The sequence below is a fragment of the Lysinibacillus sp. BSL11 genome, from assembly GCF_052928325.1.
Map to the genome: position 1 here is coordinate 290,882 of NZ_JAVGCX010000002.1, position 20,240 is coordinate 311,121.

Annotated in this window: 19 protein-coding genes and 1 riboswitch; of the genes, 5 read left to right on the plus strand and 14 right to left on the minus strand. The window is 37.6% G+C overall.

Features of this window, described 5'->3' with window-relative positions; genetic code table 11:
• Both RCJ95_RS04160 and RCJ95_RS04165 read left to right on the plus strand, forming a co-directional pair.
• Complete coding sequence (locus RCJ95_RS04160) at positions 1 to 450, plus strand: PulJ/GspJ family protein (RefSeq protein WP_313150406.1); 450 nt, start codon at positions 1 to 3, stop codon at positions 448 to 450.
• The gene (locus RCJ95_RS04165; protein WP_446721931.1) at positions 450 to 2,087 is read left to right on the plus strand and encodes a DUF7305 domain-containing protein; all 1,638 of its coding nucleotides are present in this window, start codon (positions 450 to 452) and stop codon (positions 2,085 to 2,087) included. Before RCJ95_RS04160 ends, RCJ95_RS04165 begins: the two co-directional genes overlap by 1 nt.
• A gap of 214 nt (positions 2,088 to 2,301) precedes the next feature.
• Here RCJ95_RS04165 and RCJ95_RS04170 read toward each other — a convergent pair whose 3' ends face one another.
• From RCJ95_RS04170 to RCJ95_RS04190, 5 genes are all read right to left on the minus strand, one after another.
• On the minus strand, positions 2,302 to 4,389 hold the full coding sequence (locus tag RCJ95_RS04170; RefSeq protein ID WP_446721932.1) for a DUF2339 domain-containing protein: 2,088 nt from the start codon (positions 4,387 to 4,389) through the stop codon (positions 2,302 to 2,304).
• Positions 4,390 to 4,470: 81 nt separating this feature from the next.
• Positions 4,471 to 4,722, minus strand: coding sequence for a phage holin (locus tag RCJ95_RS04175; RefSeq protein ID WP_274772055.1), 252 nt, complete (start codon positions 4,720 to 4,722; stop codon positions 4,471 to 4,473).
• A 331-nt stretch (positions 4,723 to 5,053) separates the two neighbouring features.
• Positions 5,054 to 6,409, minus strand: a complete 1,356-nt coding sequence (locus RCJ95_RS04180) for a YjiH family protein (protein WP_446721933.1) — start codon at positions 6,407 to 6,409, stop codon at positions 5,054 to 5,056.
• A gap of 381 nt (positions 6,410 to 6,790) precedes the next feature.
• Complete coding sequence (locus RCJ95_RS04185) at positions 6,791 to 7,117, minus strand: monooxygenase (RefSeq protein ID WP_004225776.1); 327 nt, start codon at positions 7,115 to 7,117, stop codon at positions 6,791 to 6,793.
• Positions 7,118 to 7,131: 14 nt separating this feature from the next.
• A complete protein-coding gene (locus RCJ95_RS04190) occupies positions 7,132 to 8,055 on the minus strand; it encodes a DsbA family protein (protein WP_313150398.1) in 924 nt (307 codons plus the stop codon).
• A gap of 166 nt (positions 8,056 to 8,221) precedes the next feature.
• Here RCJ95_RS04190 and RCJ95_RS04195 point away from each other — a divergent pair, with 166 nt between their 5' ends.
• A complete protein-coding gene (locus tag RCJ95_RS04195; protein WP_257521348.1) occupies positions 8,222 to 8,794 on the plus strand; it encodes a TetR/AcrR family transcriptional regulator in 573 nt (190 codons plus the stop codon).
• A gap of 61 nt (positions 8,795 to 8,855) precedes the next feature.
• Here the strand turns inward: RCJ95_RS04195 and RCJ95_RS04200 are convergent, their stop codons facing one another.
• The 5 genes from RCJ95_RS04200 to RCJ95_RS04220 all read right to left on the minus strand — a co-directional run bounded on the left by RCJ95_RS04200 (position 8,856) and on the right by RCJ95_RS04220 (position 13,672).
• Complete coding sequence (locus tag RCJ95_RS04200) at positions 8,856 to 9,617, minus strand: IucA/IucC family C-terminal-domain containing protein (RefSeq protein ID WP_221680441.1); 762 nt, start codon at positions 9,615 to 9,617, stop codon at positions 8,856 to 8,858.
• The gene (locus tag RCJ95_RS04205; protein WP_221680440.1) at positions 9,614 to 10,441 is read right to left on the minus strand and encodes an ABC transporter ATP-binding protein; all 828 of its coding nucleotides are present in this window, start codon (positions 10,439 to 10,441) and stop codon (positions 9,614 to 9,616) included. The genes RCJ95_RS04200 and RCJ95_RS04205 overlap by 4 nt, the downstream gene beginning before the upstream one ends.
• Positions 10,442 to 10,488: 47 nt before the next feature.
• On the minus strand, positions 10,489 to 11,529 hold the full coding sequence (locus RCJ95_RS04210) for a FecCD family ABC transporter permease (RefSeq protein ID WP_221680439.1): 1,041 nt from the start codon (positions 11,527 to 11,529) through the stop codon (positions 10,489 to 10,491).
• Positions 11,522 to 12,538, minus strand: coding sequence for a FecCD family ABC transporter permease (locus RCJ95_RS04215; protein ID WP_221680438.1), 1,017 nt, complete (start codon positions 12,536 to 12,538; stop codon positions 11,522 to 11,524). Before RCJ95_RS04215 ends, RCJ95_RS04210 begins: the two co-directional genes overlap by 8 nt.
• Before the next feature lie 123 nt (positions 12,539 to 12,661).
• On the minus strand, positions 12,662 to 13,672 hold the full coding sequence (locus tag RCJ95_RS04220) for an ABC transporter substrate-binding protein (RefSeq protein WP_221680437.1): 1,011 nt from the start codon (positions 13,670 to 13,672) through the stop codon (positions 12,662 to 12,664).
• Between the two features lie 558 nt (positions 13,673 to 14,230).
• On the opposite strand from RCJ95_RS04220, the gene RCJ95_RS04225 reads away from it, so the two are divergent.
• Positions 14,231 to 14,542 carry a CotD family spore coat protein gene (locus RCJ95_RS04225; RefSeq protein ID WP_004225802.1) on the plus strand — a complete coding sequence of 104 codons (312 nt, stop codon included), beginning with the start codon at positions 14,231 to 14,233 and terminating at the stop codon, positions 14,540 to 14,542.
• A 98-nt stretch (positions 14,543 to 14,640) separates the two neighbouring features.
• On the opposite strand, the gene glnA is transcribed toward RCJ95_RS04225, so the two are convergent.
• The 3 genes from glnA to RCJ95_RS04240 form a co-directional block, all read right to left on the minus strand.
• Positions 14,641 to 15,975: a type I glutamate--ammonia ligase gene (glnA, locus tag RCJ95_RS04230; protein WP_004225810.1), complete on the minus strand. Its 1,335-nt coding sequence runs from the start codon at positions 15,973 to 15,975 to the stop codon at positions 14,641 to 14,643.
• A 55-nt stretch (positions 15,976 to 16,030) separates the two neighbouring features.
• Complete coding sequence (locus tag RCJ95_RS04235; RefSeq protein ID WP_004225812.1) at positions 16,031 to 16,408, minus strand: MerR family transcriptional regulator; 378 nt, start codon at positions 16,406 to 16,408, stop codon at positions 16,031 to 16,033.
• A gap of 154 nt (positions 16,409 to 16,562) precedes the next feature.
• Positions 16,563 to 17,816 (minus strand): methionine gamma-lyase family protein, encoded by a 1,254-nt coding sequence (locus RCJ95_RS04240; protein ID WP_257521345.1) that lies wholly within the window; start codon positions 17,814 to 17,816, stop codon positions 16,563 to 16,565.
• Positions 17,817 to 18,157: 341 nt separating this feature from the next.
• On the opposite strand from RCJ95_RS04240, the gene RCJ95_RS04245 reads away from it, so the two are divergent.
• Complete coding sequence (locus tag RCJ95_RS04245; protein ID WP_221680435.1) at positions 18,158 to 18,763, plus strand: trimeric intracellular cation channel family protein; 606 nt, start codon at positions 18,158 to 18,160, stop codon at positions 18,761 to 18,763.
• Positions 18,764 to 18,860: 97 nt separating this feature from the next.
• Here the strand turns inward: RCJ95_RS04245 and cobT are convergent, their stop codons facing one another.
• A complete protein-coding gene (gene cobT, locus RCJ95_RS04250; RefSeq protein WP_446721934.1) occupies positions 18,861 to 19,916 on the minus strand; it encodes a nicotinate-nucleotide--dimethylbenzimidazole phosphoribosyltransferase in 1,056 nt (351 codons plus the stop codon).
• Positions 19,917 to 20,005: 89 nt separating this feature from the next.
• Positions 20,006 to 20,181: riboswitch (cobalamin riboswitch) on the minus strand.
• Positions 20,182 to 20,240 lie beyond the last annotated feature (59 nt).

The window sequence follows — 20,240 nt, forward strand, 5'->3', positions numbered from 1 at the left end:
ATGAAATGGCTCCTAAATAGTAAAGGACTTACATTATTTGAAGTGCTCACAGTCGTTGTTATTCTTGCCGTCGTATCCATGCTGAGTATTAGTATTGTAACATCTGCTACAAAGCAACAACTTGAGCAAAGTACACATAATCGCGATATTAAGGATTTATCTTTTGCATTAAAAGTAATTACGAAGGATTTTCGAAAAAGTGATAACCTTATAACAGAATCTGATGATACAACAGACCCTCCGACAGAATTACACTCATTACTGTTAGGTGAGGAAGTTGTATCAACTTATAGATTAGAAAATAATCAAATTATTCGAAATTCAAATGGTAGGGAAGAAGTCATTGCATATAAAATATCATCATTTACGATCAGTGGAGGGGCTATTGAAATTATAAGTGAAGACGGTCAAACAGCAACAACAGATATTACTCAAAGGAGAGGAAAATAATGAGTAAACAAATTAAAAATCAACGAGGTTCAGCACTTGCCCTTGCATTATTTTTAGTTGTGATTATCTCCATCCTTGGTATTTCTTTACTCAGTGTCTCTTCTAACAGTCTAAAACAAGTAGACTACGAGAGAAAAGATCAGGCTGTCTTTTATATTGCTGAGGCGGGGATGAGTTTAGCGAAATTAGAAGTAAAAAAAGAATTAACAGAAATTCAAAGTAGGTCCTATCAGCAAATTACGGAATGGATTGATAGTGAAAATACAAGAAGAAAAAACACTCGACCTCAGCTTCCTCGTTTAAAAAAGGCTGAGGCTGAGGCTGAATACAGAAGAATTTTAAATAGTGAATTTAAAGCGTTTAAAAATGCCCCTTCTATACTAGAATCACATGCCATTTCGACTGGAAAAGTGGCTTCCATTACATTAGATACTGAATTACCAGCAGATGGAACACCATTGCTTTATCGAATTAATATTGTATCAAAGGGCAGCATTGATGGTGCCAAAGAACGGGAGGTAACGCAAGAAATCGAAATTGAACCTCGTCTTCCGTTTTCGGAGGACGGTGATAGTGGTGATGGCACTGGTGAAAATAATAATGAACAACCACCTGGTAGCTTCCCTGATGGCTATGCTTCAATTGTTTCAGGAAATATCTCCATTACAGAGGGTGGTTCTGTTACAGGAAATGTAAGTTTGCAAAATGGTACTTTTACACTTAAAGGTGGAGCAAAAGTTAATGGAGATATAAGTTTAGAAAATCCAAATAATATAATTGCGGATCACTGGCTTTCGTATACTACCGTTCCGAAGTTGAATATCGATCCGAAAAGTTATCTACCCCCTACATTTTTTCCAGATGATAAGTTTTTAGCTGCAAACAATATATCTTATGCATCTAAACAAACAATAGGAAATCAATGGAATCCGTATGATGTTATTGACAATCAAGGAAACTATAACGCTCCCCATACATGGAGAGATCCAAAATATACATTAAACCTTTCTACAGGATCTTCAAGTATTAAGTTTAGAAATTTCACTGTGGATACAGGTAATGATTTCACAATTGATGTAGGAGATAAGGAGGTTGATATTTATATAGATAATTTGAATATTAAAAACGGGAAAATTTTTATTAAAGGGAACGGGAAGCTAAATATATATGCAAAAAATATAAGTAATTTCATTGGCCCCTTCAACCAAAATGGGAATCCATCTCAATTAAATATTTATCATCAAGGATCATCTACAATAAATCTTAATGCTAACTCAAAAATAGCTGGATCTATTATAAATAAAAGCTCAAACATGGTTTTAACATCAGGAGCAGCTATCTACGGAAATATTATTTCAGGAGGTAGAAGCATAGAAATTAGTGGAGGCATGCAAACTAATGGGCAATATATAATTGCACCGAATGCCACTATTAATTTGAAAGGAGGGGGAAATATTACAGGTATTGTAGTTGCAAATAATATATCCTCAAGTGGAGGTACTAGTATCACATATGGAGGACCTGCTACCCCTCTACCTCCAGGTGTTGTACCTGAAACAGAAACATCAGATTACCCTACTCCAAACGTAAAAGATAATCTTTTCTGGACTGAGGAAACAAGTATGATTGAAAATTAACGCGCCATATAAAACAGCCATGAGAATTTTTTGTATGGCTGTTTTTCGTCTTACATAATTTCATAAGGAAAACTTTTTTTGTTAGTAATTGCTTATATGATAATCGTTAATTGTTCTGAGATGAGGAACTTATAACAAAAATGTCAAAGCGCTGTTTAAACTACGCTTTGACATTTTTATGGTTACCATTTACTGATACCTATACACACTAACTTCAATCATTTTTCCTCAACAACCTACCCGACAACAACATCCCAATACCACCAATGGTAATAAATAGAATAGCTCTAATTAATAAATCAAGGGCAGATAAGTCAAAGAAAATTAGCTTAATAAATGCGATAACTAAAATAATAAAGCCTGTTGTGCGCAATGTTTTTAAATGTTGTGTGGAACTAATCCATAGTGAAACACTAGCTGTTAAGAATAATGTAATAGTTGTAAGGGCGATACTTAGCTTCCAATCAAGGGCGTTGTTAAACGTGAACTGATGGATCAGCCCCCATATCGAAATCATCGTGAGCACGATACCCGTACTTACAATGGCGTCCACATATTTCCCCAGACGGTCCTCGTACAATCGATAAATAATTCCTTTTACAAGCACATCAGCGACAATCGCTACAATCACTGCTATATAAATTAATCTAGTGATACTGTTTAAGCTTTCCAACATTGTCACTCTAGTGCTAATCATCAAGGAGACTAGTAGGAAAAATGCGCCAAGTACTGGCGTTAAAGCACGTCCTTTGTAAGTTTCCTCTACAAATAAAGAACCAGTAAATAAGGCAGCTAATACGATACACACCATATATGGAATGCCATTTGTTGCTGTAAAGTATACGGCATCTAGCTTGCTAATATAGGCTAAGAAATAGCCAGCTGTGACCACTGCTAAAATATCGATTACATACAAATCCTTCATGACCTTTTCAAAAGGTGAAAGTGTCTCTTTTGGACGTCTTGCATATAAATAAATAATGATGAAATAGATGATTGGCATAAATAAGCTTAAATGATCGATGCTGAAAAATGGACTTGGTTCATGGAAAACATAGTTTAGTGTAAATGTCATCACAAGGGAAAGTGAAGTAACAACCTTCATCATACTTGCACGTATTCGTAAGCTCATCATCACGCCTGCAAATGCAATCAAAGGATACAATAAATCATCCACTTTATTCGGAATATTCAATAGAAGTATCATATTACAGAAGGCGATAAACATGAGTGTCACAGCACTATCCAATACTTCCTGCCATTTTTGACGATAGCTATAAAAGGCTACAGCGCCAAATAAAGCCATTAAAATGAAGAGTAGCATTTCTCCATTTTCAAGAGAACGAATGATCAGGTTCAGCAGTAATAAACTAAATGAGCCTAAAGAAAATTGGAGTCCGATGTGAAGTGGCTTCCATTTGGATTGTGCGTTATACAGTAAACACCATATTGCGTAAAAGATTGCTAGAATCACAAGTAAGCCAAGTGCAAAAACTACTTGCTGATCACTATTCATAAATGCTACAACACTCACTGCTAGCACTGAAAAGAATGTGGCGATATAAAGGGCTATTTTTTGCTTGTGCTGGTAAATAACTAATTGCAATGCAGCAAACAATACGACCACAAATAATAAGATAATGACAGCACTAAAATCCATATATTCTAGTAAGTAAGGTAGTAATAATGATGTAAAGGCAACAAAAACAGTTAGTGCTTCATTTTTCTTCAAATAGCTAATGGCAATGCCATAACCAATATAAAGCAGCGTAATGCCTAGTGCTGGGATAAGACCAATGATTTCATATAATATGGCACTCGCTGCGGTTGTTAAAATACCGACAATAAATGCCCCACCATATAAAGAAATCGTTATAGCCGATGAGCCTACTTTCCTACGCTCTAGTACATAGGCAATAACCGCCAATCCCACCGATAGTACATAGGCAAGGATGATTTTCACGCCATCCGATAAATAGCCATAGTCACTGACAAGTTTTAGACCCCAAAGTACACCCATTACTAAAATAACCATGAATACTTTTGGAAGTGCCCACATAACACGTTCCTCCATCGATGGCTGTGGTTGCACTTCTTTTTCCGCTACTTTAGTCGGGATAGGCTTCGACTCCAGTACTGGTTTTGGTTTAATTGGTTCTGATTGCTTGATCATCGACTGTCTGGCATCAAGAGTATTAATTTTTTCAGTGCTTTGCGAACCTTTTAATACTGACAACTCCTGACGTAAATCTGCCATTTCCTCCTCGAGCTTCACAATTCTGCGCTCCAATTCAAGGGACATTCAATCATCCTCCCCACTTTATCAATTTTCTAACATTATAACATATTTATTCTTGTTGTAAAATTACACTTTTTGTTCATTTTATCTCGGTCTCCGATACATTAAGGCACGTTCACTATCACTAGTGCCCCGTGTGGTTGGATCGACAATGACCCCCATTAACACAAAAATGGATAAGATTGTATTTAAAATAGATGCTATTTGTTCACTCATCACACCTGTAAAATCATAGCCAAAAATTGCAGCCACTTGTTGTGCAAGTAAGAGCAACAATGAAAATAGCCCTAGTAGAAATGGAATATGTTGAAGACGAACCTTCCAGTTAATTCTCATAAAAGCTCACCTCCCCCCCTCTTGCCACAGTATATGCATAGTGGTTATGTGACACATATGCAAAAATGGAACTCTAGCCAAGTTACTAGTATTTTTTGATAATATTTTGTGATGCAAGCTATTTTCAAACGCAGAAGGCATATTCATATATTTTGCTAGGTTGCCGTATTGTAGATCGATTTCGCCAAGAGTAATGGAAAAGGAGTGAAACGTCCCTACCAATACCAGTTACCTCCCCATTTTTTATGGCGTTAAGAAATTTTCTACCGTTGATATTACCTTTTTCAACAACATGAAAAATGCCAAGTCCATTTAAGACTTGGCATTTTAGTTAGAAGAGTAGGTGACCAACCAATGCGGCAATTGGAAGTGTAATGATTGTACGTAATAAAAATATAACGACTAAATCGAAAAATTTCAATGGAATTTTTGTACCTAGAATAAGGCCGCCTACCTCAGACATATAGATCAGCTGTGACACAGAAACAACAGCAATGACAAATCTAGTAACATCCGATTCAATCCCAGCACCTAAAATAGAAGGCAGGAACATATCAGCAAAGCCAACAACCATTGTTTGTGCCGCTTCTGCTGCTTCAGGCAAGCCAAGGACAGATAAAATTGGCTCAAATGGTTTACCTAAAATCACAAAAACACTTGTGAATTCAGCAAGCATTAAGGCAATTGTCCCAAAAGCCATAACGATAGGGGCAACACCCACCCATAAATCAATTACATTTCTAGAGCCATCTTTGAAAAATTGTCGAGGATCACGATTTGCATGCGCAATAGCAAGTGCATTTTCTAAGCCATGTGAGACAGAATTATAGCCCTCTGGTAATTTCTCACGTGAATAATCTACTGGTGTCCCATCTATGTACGTGTCCTCCTTTTTCGCAAGGGGATAGATTCGAGGCATAATAATGGCTAATACAATTCCACAAAGTACTACTGTCAAATAATAAGGAATAAAATAGCGTGCCAAATGTACAGTATCCAATACAACGATACAGAATGTGATGGACACTACTGAGAAACTTGTGGCAATAACCGCAGCTTCTTTTTTTGTGTAGTTCCCCATCTCATATTGTTTACTGGTCATTAACACACCTATTGTGCCATCTCCAACCCATGACGTAAGAGCATCAATTGAAGAACGTCCTGGACTTTTAAACAGTGGCCGCATAATTTTCACCATCATTGTCCCGAAAAATTCAAGTAAACCGAAGTTTGTTAAAAATGGTAAAAGGAAACCTGCAAACAAAAAAATGGTAAATAAAAACGTCACAAGCCCCTCATTTGGATCCATTAGGAGTCCACCCGTATTTTCATTATTGATGGCAGAAGGTCCAAAATTGAAGACCACCATTGAAGCAAAGGCTAAACCGATAATACGAGTAATTGTCCAAAACCAATTAACATAAAACAATGTATATAAAATACTAGGTTCTTTAGCATTTTTACGTGGTATAAATTTCGCTATGAGTGCACCAATTGCAGAAATGGCAAACATTCCAATTGTAAAATAGCTAATGATTGGAGCCACTAACCCCGCTAAAACATTAGCTAATATGGCAATGGGTACTTTCCATCCCTCTTCCGTTAAAATGGGGGTCATAAATAGAAAGATACCAATTAAAGAAGGAATAATGAAGGAAAAATATGTAGCAACAGAATACTTTTTCATTTTTTTCTAAAACCTCATCTCTTTTTATCTCAATAATTTATGTATTTTGCATTCCAACAATTAAAATAGTGTTTATAAGAAACATTTATTTATCAATTGTTGTACTACTATACAAGCAAAAATATGTTGTTTTCATTCAACATCTCATCCCTCCTTCTGTTATAGGACTATTATAAAAGCTTTGAAGTATTGAGCATTAAATAGAATAACACTCACATTATTCATGTTTTTATACCATAAACGTGTTATAAAACTATTGTAAACGCTACAACATATTTGGTTCAACCTCACAATATTCTGAATATTTATTCATCCTTAAATATAGAAAAATCTAACTTCTTAATTAGAAATTAGACTCCTTTGATTTAGCAAGCAATTCTACTATGCATCAGCTTTTTTTAATTGTTTTACTGGACCCTTCGTGACTTCAGTCAGTTTTGAATTGATAGCAAAGATTTTTGCGTTGATAGTAGTGATTCCAAATTCAGCTAGCCTTTTGGAATGCATTTCTATATATTGTTCAGCTGTGCGTTTAGATTCGAATAGGTAGATGCCGCCTGCTTCGTTTGTTTCAGGGCTCTCTGTCCAAATTTTCCACAAAAGTCCTTCCTCTTCATAAATACTTTTTGCTAAATCAGAAAACGCTTCTGCCATCTCATCACCAAATGGTCCATCCAATTTAAAATCTACCTGTAATACGTATGTCATTGCCATTCTCCTCATTATTTAGTAGTAATATAACATTCACCGAGCATTTCCTTCATTTCATATTGATCTGATGAAAGCTCTTTTTTCACATAAGCTATAGCCTCTGACTTTTCCAAATCATACATGACTTCAATTTCTTTGGAAAATAGAAGTTTTTCTTTTTCAAGTAAGCTTAAAAGAGATGGCTGTTGTTTTGGTTGCAGCTCTTCAAAATTGAGAACTTGTTTTAGTCCTTCCACATAGTTTACAAATGGACGTCCACCAACAATTTTTAAGCCTTTATTATCCTCATTCATCATAATAATAGTTGGAAATCCTCTTACGCCTAGATTTCTTGCAAGATCAAAATCTTCATTTAATAACTGTTGCCCGCTTGTTTGTTCTGATTCATGTACAATAGCCCCTCCATCAAGCCCCAGCTTATTTACAATGTCAATCATAACGGATTCCTCTGCAATATTTTGATTAAATATGAATAACGCTTCTCTTGCTCTGCGCAAATATTCAAATGCTGTAGCATCATGCTGATTTTTTTGAATCACTTTAAAAACACGAGATGGCGGATAGGATGATTGCACTGGATTATTCATCATCACTGTTCCATCTATTGGCATGCGATAATATTCTCCAACTTCTCTCCAGTGTCCTACCACGTCCGCAGGTCCTGATATTCCATTTGCAGGGTCTACTGGACCATCACCCCATTTTTCTAGTAATCCTCCCATAATCGTATGAAAGTTAAAATAGTGTCCGTACTGCTCTATAAAACGTCGAAGAACGGGTTCGAGTGCCCAACAATGAGAACATATTGGATCAGTTACATAGTATACTTCAACGGATTTCTTTGGTTGATTAAAATCAATCATCCCCAATTCATCCTCGCTAGCTACTCCACATACACCTGTCTCTAAATCACAAACCATTGGATGATTCTTCAATTGACTATCCCCTTTTCTTACTTTCGTTAAGAATAAATATATAACTCTCTTATTTGCCTTACAGTTGTATTTTATTCATAATAAAACCATCATTAAACCAATAATTTATTTGAATTGTTGTTTATACAACACTTTTTAGAAATTGTTTAAAAAGGAGTGCTAAGTAATGACCTCATCTAAGACAGATCTTCGTGTTATACGGACTCGTAAATTAATCATGGATTCTTTCATTGCACTTTCTAGTAAAAAAGAGTTCAAGGATATAACGGTTAAGGATATTACGACAGAGGCCATGATTAATCGTGCGACTTTTTATTATCACTTTGAAGATATATATGATTTGTTAGAGAAGGTACTGTCAGAAGTATTATTAATTAATTTGAATGATGACTTTCTACAGTATAACGAACTTAATGAAGGCGCTTTCATTATTCTCTTTAAAGCGATAACTAATTTTCAAAAGTCATTGTCTAATCGTTGTCATAGAGGCTATGAAGAGACAATTGCTCGAATTATTAGAGAGCAGCTTGAAATTATCTTTTACAAAATGTTATTGAAACAAAATGCAGCGACAGAGAACGAAGCGCTAAAAATGACTGCTGTAATATTAAGCTGGGGAATCTATGGGGCTTCTATAGAATGGCGAACTAGCAATCAGGAGATACAACCCGAAGAATTTATCAAACCTGTAATTCCTTATTTATTGGCAGGTATTGATGATCAACATAAAAGTGAATAAACACTTATGAAATGATATAAGTGTTTACTCACTTTTGGTGGTTAGAGATTTTGTGTTATGATCATCTTTTTATTTTTGGACAGGAGATACAAAAATCATTTGCTTCATCAGAGGTATGATAATAGAAACAACATGTTTTTCTCAAGCGTACAGGTTGCTCCGATTCCATAATTTTCACTTTAGGACCACAGTAGTTCGTCAAAGGATTTTTCCTTTCTCCAAAAATGGAGCCTGGTGCTAGGTTTACAATATAGTGATAATCCTCTTGTATACGAGCCTTTTCTTGCTCGCTGGCCCCTTCCCCTATTTTTGTTTCATAGAGCCAATTCACATAAATAGCTGTGTTTTCCCATAAGATTGTTTTTGGGATTTTACTTATTTTCGCTAATGACCGCCAAACCTTCGCTAAATTATTCGCAAAGATTTCTCTAAGAACCTCATCACGCCATTTTTCACGGTCTTCAGTAGGTATTGACACTGTGCGATCAATTAGCCGAATAGTAGGAAGCCAAGGTTTTGCATATTCCGCTTCTACCCACATATTTTCAATTCTGCAATGTAGTCCTTTATCGTATCTGGACATAGCATAGAATGCTGAAGCTATCGTTAAGACACTATAGCGCTTCGCAAATAACGATGCCGTAACTAGGATAGAGGGCGATTGAAAGAAATGGGCAATTTTTTGTAAATAATCTAGAGCTTGTTCATTGTCCAATAAATTTTTAGCATATAAAGAGTATGTAGCATCTACTGCAGGCTCTATCGCCAATCGATAGTCTCTTAGTAACACTGATGTTTCTTCAGCTGACAGTGTGAGGCTCAACAGATCCCTACCTCCTCTAATTCCACTGATTGAACTGTTCGCCCCTTGCCATGTGGCACACATAAAGGTGTACCAAAGAGCGGGTCTTTAATAATGGTACAATCCATACGAAAAACAGTCTGGACCATCTCTGTTGTCACCACTTCCTCTGGCTTCCCTTGGGCATAAACCTGTTTATTACGCACCGCCACAATATGATGGGCATAGCGACAGGCTAAATTTAAATCATGTAATACCATAACGATGGTACGCCCTTCATTTTCATTTAAATCAAATAGTAAATCTAAAATTTCTACTTGATGAGCCATATCTAAATAAGTTGTAGGTTCATCTAGTAAAATAAGATCTGTTTTTTGAGCCAATGTCATAGCAATCCATACACGCTGCCGCTGACCACCTGATAATGCATCTACTGGACGATCGGCAAATTCAGTCATTTGCGTTACTGCAAGCGCATTGTTTACAATATTTTCATCCTCTGTAGACCATTGCTTTAACCAGCTCTGGTGTGGATAACGACCTTGCTTAATCAATTGCTGAACAGTTAATCCTTCTGGTGCAACAGGGCCCTGCGGCAGAATAGCTAAACGTTTCGCCACCTCTTTCGTTGAAATGGCCTCTAGTTTATTCTCATCTAAAAAAATTTCACCCGACTTCGCTTTTTGTAGTCGTGCAAATGTCCGAAGTAGTGTAGATTTTCCACAACCGTTGGCCCCAACTAGTACTGTAATTTTTCCTTTTGGTATTTGAAGATTCAAATCCTCTAAAATAAGATTTTCTCCATAGCTTACATGTAAATTTTGTGCTTCTAAGACATTTTTCAAAATCCTGTCACCTTCTTCTCCCGCTTTTAACTTTTTAACATGGAGCTTTATTGATTGCGCGTTCTAAATAATAAATAAATAAAGAATGGTGCGCCAATTGCAGCAGTAAAGACCCCTGTAGGTAAATCCTTTGGTAAAAAGGCTGTGCGTGCCACAATATCAGCTACAATGACAATGATTCCACCTATAATAGCTGCCACAGGAATTAATCCTGCAAAGGAACGCCCTACAAGCATTCTGCTCATATGAGGAGCCACTAATCCAACAAAGGCAATGCCACCAGCAAAAGCTACTGCAGAACCAGCTAGCATTACACTAATGAGTAGAAAAAGTACACGATACACTTGTACTTTTACGCCTAGCCCTATCGCTATTTCATCGCCTAATTCCTTCACATTCACCGTTCTTGCTAAAATAAATGTTAGTGGCACTAAAATGACTAGCCATGGTAATAGCAAATAGACATCCTGCATATTAGCCCCATACAAACTACCTGTCAGCCATAAATAAGCCTTCGTTGTAGCGGCTACATTACTGATCACAAGCAGCATCGTCACAACTGCCTTTGCTAAGGCTGAGATGCCAATTCCAATTAATACCATGCGAATGGGTGTGACTCCTTTTCTCCATGACAGTAGATAAATGATGAAGGAGACAATACCAGCACCTAATATAGCAGCTAACGGTAAAAATTGAATGCTGACTGATCCCATAAAGTACACGATAAAAATAATTGCACCCATCGATGCTCCGCTCGTTACACCAATAATATCTGGGGCAGCAAGAGGATTACGAATAATTCCTTGTAAAATTAAACCGGCAACTCCCAGCGCAGCACCAACTAATAAGGCCATTAAGACACGCGGGAGCCTTAATGTATGTAAGACAAAATCATAATCTCCATTCCCATAGCCCATCAATTCTTTCACCACTGTCACTGGATGAATAAACTCACTACCAGCAGATAAACCCAGAACCGTTATGATGACTAATAATAAGCTTAATAGTAATAGTATCCAAGCCGATCTTTTAGCAATTTGAAAAGATATACGATTAGATTTCGTTCGTACTGTCACATAATTAGGCATTTTTTGCTAACCCCTTTCGTGCAATATAAATGAAGAAAGGAGCTCCGATTAAGGCAGTCATGACACCAATCGGCATTTCCAATGGCATAATCACATATCTTGCCGCAATATCAGCCAACAGTAGCAATATTGCTCCCAACACGGCACTGTAGGGAATAATCCAGCGATAATCCGTGCCAACAAGATGGATCGCCATATGAGGGACAATCAAGCCAATAAAGCCTATTGAACCTGCAACAGCTACTGAACTACCTGCAAGTATGATAATAATTATGCCTAGCGAGATTTTCGTGATCATTGTTCGTTGTCCTAATCCTTTGGCAATATCATCTCCTGATTGTAAAATATTGATTGAACGCCCCATAAATATTGCCACAACTGTCACTCCTAAAACAAACGGTAGGACAGGCACAAGCATTTCAATACTACGCCCCGATACAGAACCTGCTAACCAAAACAGGACACTTTGTAAACCTTGTTCATCGATGACTAAAAGCCCCTGCGTAAACGAGACAAATAGAGCTGTAATCGCTGCACCAGCTAATACTATTTTTATCGGTGTTAACCCATCTCTTCCTAATGAGCCTAGGAAAAAAACCATTGCTCCCGCTGCACCTGCCCCTAAAAAGGCAATCCACATATAGCTCATTAAAGACTGAACGGAAAAAAGAGTAATAGCACTGACAATAAAAAATATGGCCCCTGCATTAATACCTAAAATATCAGGAGCTGCTAAAGGATTTCTTGTTAATGCTCGCATTAATGCACCCGCAATGGCAAGGCTTGCGCCAACTACTGTAGCGATCACAGCTCTTGTAAATCTAGATGTTCGAATAATGACATGCTCCTTATTAGCAGCATCAAAATGAAAAATAGCATCATAGATTGACGAAAAAGGTATGGACGTTTGACCAATAGCTATGCTGATTATAAATGCCAGCAAAAGAATCAAACAGCTGATGAGTAAACCTATTTGTTTCATCGGTCTACTGGAAAGAATAATTCTCATGTTATGCCAACTTTCTTGATCCACAATTTATCTTATGTAGGTTTCAATTATGCTCAAACACTACAATGAGAGGGCTGTTATTCAAGTATTCTCTAACACTTTTAACAGCCCATTCTTCATTCACTATTTTTCTAATTCAAACTTGTCATAAATATCATCTAGCATTAAATTAGCACTAGTAATACCACCTGCTAGATTCCAATTGATTTCATCTACCTGATAAACTTGATTCGCTTTCACTGCGTCAAGCTCTTTCCAAAGTGGATGGTTTGTCCAATCTTCATAAGTTTTTTTCACTGTCTCATCATTTTCCATAAACATATAAATAACATCAGCATTCATTTGTGTAATACTTTCCTTGTCCGTTAGCTTCACAATTTCTAAAGAATCATCTGTTAAATTTTTAGGACCTTGGAATCCAAGCTCAGATAAAATAGAACCCGCATAACCTGTCACATAAATACGAGCATGGTCTGCTCTAAAGTTGACAACAGAAACATGGAATGGCCATTTATCGCCAAGCTTCTCTTTGATTTTTGTTTGGAAATCAGCTACTCGCGTATCCCAATCGCCAAGTAATTCTTTCACCTTATCTTCTTGATTCATTGCTTGACCCATCATTTCAGCTGTTCCTTTGAAATCGAAAACTGTTTCATGAGCAACTGTTGGAGCAATCTGCGATAACTGATCATAAATTTCTTCATGACGTACTTTAGAAGCAATAATTAAATCTGGTTTAAGCTTTGCAATTTCTTCAAGGTTTGGTTGTGTTTCTTGTCCTACAATTGCAACGCCATCAAGCTCATTCTTCATATAATTATAAACAGGCGCTTCAGCCCAAGATTCTACTACCCCAACTGGCTTAATGCCCATAGCTACTGCAACATCTGTTGCGCCTTGATATAGTGTAACGATTTTTGTAGGTGTGCCTTCAATCGTTGTAGTACCCATTGCATGTGTAATCTCACGACTAGAAGATTTTGATTCTGTGTTACTTTCTTCTGCTTTGTCGTTCTCTTGTGAACTACTGGAGTTCGATGTTTTCTCCCCACACCCAACTAATAATAACGCGAAGGTTAATAGTAGTGTGAACAGTACAAAAAAGTTCTTTTTCTGCAGTGATAATTTTGGCATACATTTCCTCCTAAGAAATAATCGACAACGATAATCATTATCAATTAAAGAGTATACTGTACGATTGTTTTATTGACAATATCTATTTTTTCAAAAAACATACTTTTTCAATAAAAATTTATTTTACATTATGCCGCTAGGAAGAACGTTATTTAAAAAACCTATTCATCGCGTTGAAAAAAAAGCAAGTGGATGGTTGTTAGAGGCTTTTACTTTTCACTTCGAAAATATGTGCTATTTTGTTCACTACTGTTAGTATGAAAGAAGTTTTGCAGCATGATTGAGGGGAGGATCATCGCCCTTTGGAAAGGACAATGAGGGAACGGAAAACGCCTCGCCCGCAAAATTGCTTTTCCTGCCGTTGACATCATCTTTTTTCAACAATATGTCATGCTTTCATTTCACTCAAAGACGTAGGCAAATTGATTATAGATTTTCTACTATTTTAGTTACTTGTTAGATTTACCTATGCATTAATAGGCAAATAAATAGACCCTATCGACGTATATCTCATATCTTAATAATGAACTACAACTTATCAAAACAGGAGGTAATAACATGTTTCAACGAAGACGCCATCCGGCAAAAGGTCCACACTGCTGTCCGCCACAAATGATGCCAATGCAATATGATCCACCACAATTTTTACCACCAGAGCAATATGTACGCACAAATTATATCCATACGGTTGTTCCACACGTACAACCTGCACATGTTACAACAGTCAACAAACATATGATTGATCATCAGTACTATTTCCCATGCACAGAATCTGTCGTGAATGAATGCTGTGAAACACATACAATGTGCGGTATGCCACCTAACCCTTGCCATATGCCTATGCCACACCATCATAAACATATGCGCTAATACTAAAATAACGATGGGGTTGTCATATGACCCCATCGTTCCTAATATGTTCAGAAAAAAACCGAGTCACCTTTATCAGGGACTCGGTATCTTTATGATTAATACATTTTTAAATATTGATCGCGTTCCCACTGATGAACAGTTGTACGGTACATATCGAACTCGATTTCTTTTGCTTCTTTAAAGTTTGCATAAATATGCTCACCTAGTGCTTCCTGTGCTACTTGATCTTTAGCAAGTAATGTTAGTGCATCATCAAGTGCTGCAGGTAGGTTTTCAATACCATTTGCTTGACGCTCTTCTTCCGACATCACATAGATGTTGCGGTTAATAGCAGCAGGTGGAGTTAGGCTTTGACGAATACCTTCAAGACCTGCTTCTAAAATAACAGCCATCGCTAAATATGGGTTTGCAGAAGGGTCTACAGAACGTACTTCAACACGAGTTGAAAGGCCACGCGCAGATGGAATACGAATTAATGGTGAACGGTTTTGTGCAGACCATGCTACATAACATGGTGCTTCATAACCTGGTACTAGACGTTTATAAGAGTTAACTGTTGGGTTTGTTACAGCTGTGAAACCTTGTACGTGTGCAAGAACACCCGCCATGAATTGCATAGCTGTTTCAGAAAGACCTAATTCTGTAGATTCATCATAAAATGCATTTTCTTTACCTTTAAATAGCGACACGTTAAAGTGCATACCAGAGCCTGCTTCACCAAATAGTGGTTTTGGCATAAATGTAGCGTGTAAGCCATGTTTACGAGCGATTGTTTTAACCACTAATTTGAATGTTTGGATGTTATCACACGCAGTAACAGCATCCGCATATTTAAAGTCGATTTCGTGTTGTCCTGGAGCTACCTCATGGTGTGATGCTTCAATTTCAAAGCCCATTTCTTCTAGCTCTAACACGATATCACGACGGCAATTTTCACCAAGATCTGTTGGCGCTAAATCGAAATAACCACCATGGTCATTTACTTCTAAGGTTGGTTCGCCTTTTGCATCTAATTTGAATAAGAAGAACTCTGGCTCAGGCCCTAAATTAAAGCTTGAGAAGCCCATTTCTTCCATTTTTTTAAGAATTCGTTTTAGGTTGTTACGTGGGTCACCAGCAAACGGTTCGCCTTTCGCAGTGTATACATCACAGATAAAACGTGCTACTTTCCCTTTTTCAGAAGTCCAAGGGAATACTACGAAAGTATCAAGATCAGGATATAAATACATATCAGATTCTTCGATTCGAACGAAACCTTCAATAGATGAGCCATCAAACATCATTTTATTTTCAAGTGCTTTGTCTAATTGACTTACAGGAATCTCAACATTTTTGATAGTGCCAAGAATATCTGTAAATTGTAAACGAATAAAGCTTACGTTTTTTTCTTCGATGAGACGTTTAATGTCCTCTTTTGTGTATTTACCCACAGTTTTCCACACTCCTATAATTTGTCTAGCTTTTATGTTTACCCTACCCTATTTATTAATAGAATCGAGATAAATCCCCTCTTCGGATGGACGATTTTTGCATGCGCTGTGCTTGACGCATTTCTTCGCGCATAATTTGTCGTAATTCTGAATCACTTAAGTCTTGCTCATCAGTTGTCGCAACAGGATTTTTCTTTTTAGCAAATATTTTTTTAATCTTCGCCATATTCATACCCTGTTCTAAGTAGTCTTTAACCTCAAGCAATGTATCGACGTCATTTAGTGAAAACATACGTCGATTGCCTTCTGTTCGGTGCGGCTCAATTAAATGGTGTTCTTCATAATAACGAATTTGTCTTGCCGAAAGCTCTGTTAATTGCATCACGATACTCATCGATAATAACGGCATAGTTCGTCTAATTTCACGACTCATTTAAGTCCTCCTCCAATACCCGCTTATCATATAACGAAATTTTTTTACTGTCAACCAACCATGTAAGGTTATCTAACATGGTTGGCACTATTTTTTTCAATCAGATTAAAAATTGTAAAAAACTATTCATATTTAGGCTTTATCTATTGTCTTGTTATGCTTTTTGAATGGCTTGAACCGCACTGCAAATTGCAAATTTAACGTGTTCATATGTTAGTCCGCCCTGGATAAATGCTGTATATGGCGGTCGTATTGGGCCATCCGCTGTTAGCTCAATGCTAGACCCTTGAATAAATGTCCCCGCCGCCATAATGACATCATCTTCATAGCCTGGCATATAGGCTGGTTCAGGAGCATAATGGGCATTTATCGGTGAGTTCGCTTGTATTTCCCGACAAAAGTCAATCATTTGCTGTGCTGTTTGGAATGATACTGATTGAATTAAATCTGTACGCTTCGCATCATAGCTCGGAGAAGTGCTCATGCCGATTTCCTCGAGCATTGCAGCTGTAAATATCGCCCCTTTTAGTGCTTGCGATACAACATGTGGTGCCAGGAAAAATCCTTGATAAAAATCACCTAGTGTATTTAATGTGGCCCCCGCTTCTGCGCCAATACCTGGAGATGTCATACGATAGGCACATTTCTCCACTAAATCTGCGCGGCCAGCAATATAGCCACCAATTTTAGCCAAGCCTCCACCTGGATTTTTAATGAGCGAGCCTGCCATTAAGTCAGCACCGACCTCTGTAGGTTCCTGCGCCTCTACAAACTCGCCATAGCAGTTATCTACAAAAATAACAGCTTTCGGGGCTATTTTACGTACCTTTACACACATATCTGCAATTTCTTCAATTGTAAAGGATGGACGTGTTGCATAGCCTTTTGAACGTTGAATCGCGATCATTTTGGTTTGTGCTGTAATGGCCGCTTCTACACCTACCCAATCAATGGCCTGGTTATCTAGTAAATCCACATGTCGATAACCGATTTTATAATCTTTTAGTGAACCTGTATCTTTATCACCACCATCGACAATGGATTGCAATGTATCATATGGCTGACCAGAAATATAAAGCAGCTCATCACCAGGACGTAAAACACCAAATAGACTAAGCGTGATTGCATGTGTGCCTGAAATAATTTGTGGTCGGACTATGGCTGCCTCTGCACCAAATACTTCCGCATAAACACGCTCTAGATTATCCCGTCCCTCATCATCATAGCCATAGCCGTTTGATGGATGTAAATGATAATCACTTACTTGATGCTTTCTGAAAGCTGCTAGCACCTTCTGCTGATTGTAGAATGCCATTTCTTCTACCTTGGCATGATAAGGCCGAACTTGCTCCTCTACTTTTGCCGCTAACGATAGCGTTTCTATTGATAAATTTGATGTAAACGTCATTCTTTCTTCTCCATTTCACAATGTCTCGCATTTCAATCAGTAAGATTTATTAACTATCTAAATTGACTTCAATCACTCTAGAATTTCCTAACCAACTACTGGTATATGAACGCTTTTGACGAATGTTTTTCTTTATTTTAATCACATTTTATCAATTTGTATGTGTACCTGTAAAACTTGCCTATTGTTTCTAAGAGGATTTTACGCTAAGCTAATGTGCGGACTCATTTCAAGAAGCGTATTTAATGACCGATTTTGGCTATTAAATTCATAAATTCTGTTACGTAAAACGTCTTTTAACTTTTAAAAAAGTTTATTTATTGATAGAAGGGGTGAAAGGGATGGCTTGGGAGGTTTTTAGTATCATAGGAACAATTGCCTTTGCTATTTCTGGGGCAATTATTGCCATGGAAGAAGAATACGATTTATTCGGTGTATATATACTTGGTATTGTGACTGCTTTTGGTGGAGGAGCTATTCGAAATTTACTCATTGGACTACCTGTCACAACACTTTGGGGACAGGATATGATGTTTCAAATAGCGCTTGCTGCGATTACGATATTCTTTATTTTTCCACATCATCTGATTCAACATTGGCATCGTTGGGGTAACTTCACAGATGCGATTGGCTTATCAGCATTCGCTATTCAAGGCGCACTCTATGCTGTCAAGCTTGATATGCCAGTGAGCGCAGTCATTGTAGCTGCTGTTTTGACAGGTTCAGGTGGTGGTATTGTACGAGATTTATTAGCTAGAAGAAAACCATTAGTTCTCCGTGATGAAGTTTATGGAGTTTGGGCAGCTCTTGCTGGACTGTTAATCGGTTTCGAGGTTTTTACAGGGGACATTTTCCTTTATATTTTATTCGCAGTGATTACAGTTTTACGTATCTTTTCCTATATGATGAAGTGGCGCTTGCCATTACGTAAATTAAATCGAGCATAAACACCATTCAGCCAATGACCAAAAATTAAGTCATTGGCTGTTTTATTGTTTTAGCTAATGTTTCATTCCTTATATGATTAAAAAAGAGACATTTAACTTACCTTTTTAACAACTGCATTGATTCTTCTAAAGTCACCATGTTTTTCATCATCGAGCAAGCTGCATCTAAAATAGGAAAGGCTAAGGCTGCTCCAGAACCTTCGCCTAAACGCATATTCATGTGCAACATCGGTTCAATGCCTAGTAATGCAGCGGCAATTTTAGCCCCTGGTTCCTCTGAGGCATGGGAAGGAATAATATAATCTTTTACTTTTGGTTCTAGCTTATAAGCAATGAGCGCGGCAATAGTTGAAATAAATCCATCAATGACAACAGGTTTACGATGGACAGCAGCGCCAAGTATAATGCCTGTCATCGCCCCTATCTCTAATCCTCCAACCTTAGCCAGAACATCAATAACATCATTTGGATTAGGCTTATTTAAGGTAATTGCTTTTTCAATAACTGCTGCTTTATAGGCAATGCCTCCTTGGCCTACTCCTGCACCAAACCCCGTTACTTCGATAGGCTTGCATCCCGTCAAAACAGCTAATATCGCAGCACTTGGTGTTGTATTGCCGATGCCCATTTCTCCAGTCCCAAGTACATCAGCACCTTTTATGATTTCCTCAGTGGCCACCTGGATTCCTACTTCTATCGATTGAATGGCTTCTTGTTTGGCCATAGCTGGACCTTGTGCCATGTTATCGGTACCGTATTTAATTTTATGAATAAGGACTCCTGCATCAAGTGGAATATCTTCTTTTACCCCAACATCTACTGTGACAACCTTTGCATTGGTAATGCCCGCAATCGCACAAACGCCTGTACCTCCCTTAGGAAAATTTAATGTTTGAAAGACCGTCACATCTTGTGGATTCGTGGTTACACCTTCCTCGCAAACACCATGATCTGCAGCACAAACAATTATGACTTTTTTATCAATCACCGGAAATAATTGTCCAGTTATGCCAGAAAGCTGCACTGCAATGGACTCTAGTTTTCCTAAACTGCCAGGGGGTTTACATAGGGCATCTATACGCTGTCTAGCTTGCTCCATCACCTTCAGGTCAGCACCTTGGATGTTTTGTATCGTGTCTTGTAGTAATTGCATGATAATTGCTCCTCTCTTTTTAAGACAAAAAGAAAAAGTCTGTAGTTTATTGTCATGACAAATAAACTACAGACTTTTCCATCATCTATATCTTCTAAAGCATGTAGGCAGGTCTCCTGGCTCAAGTTCAACATCTCATAGCACCTTCCCAGCAATTCGCTAGTGGCATACACTATGAAACTCCCTTATACAGTGGCGGGTCCGCTAAAGCTTTTCACTTTATTCCCTATTCTCCCAAGTGGGCACCTATTGCTTTTATGTAATTATGTTAAATCTACTTTACAACTTTTTTAGTGTCAAGAGGAAAAATTTTTTTGAGTGTTA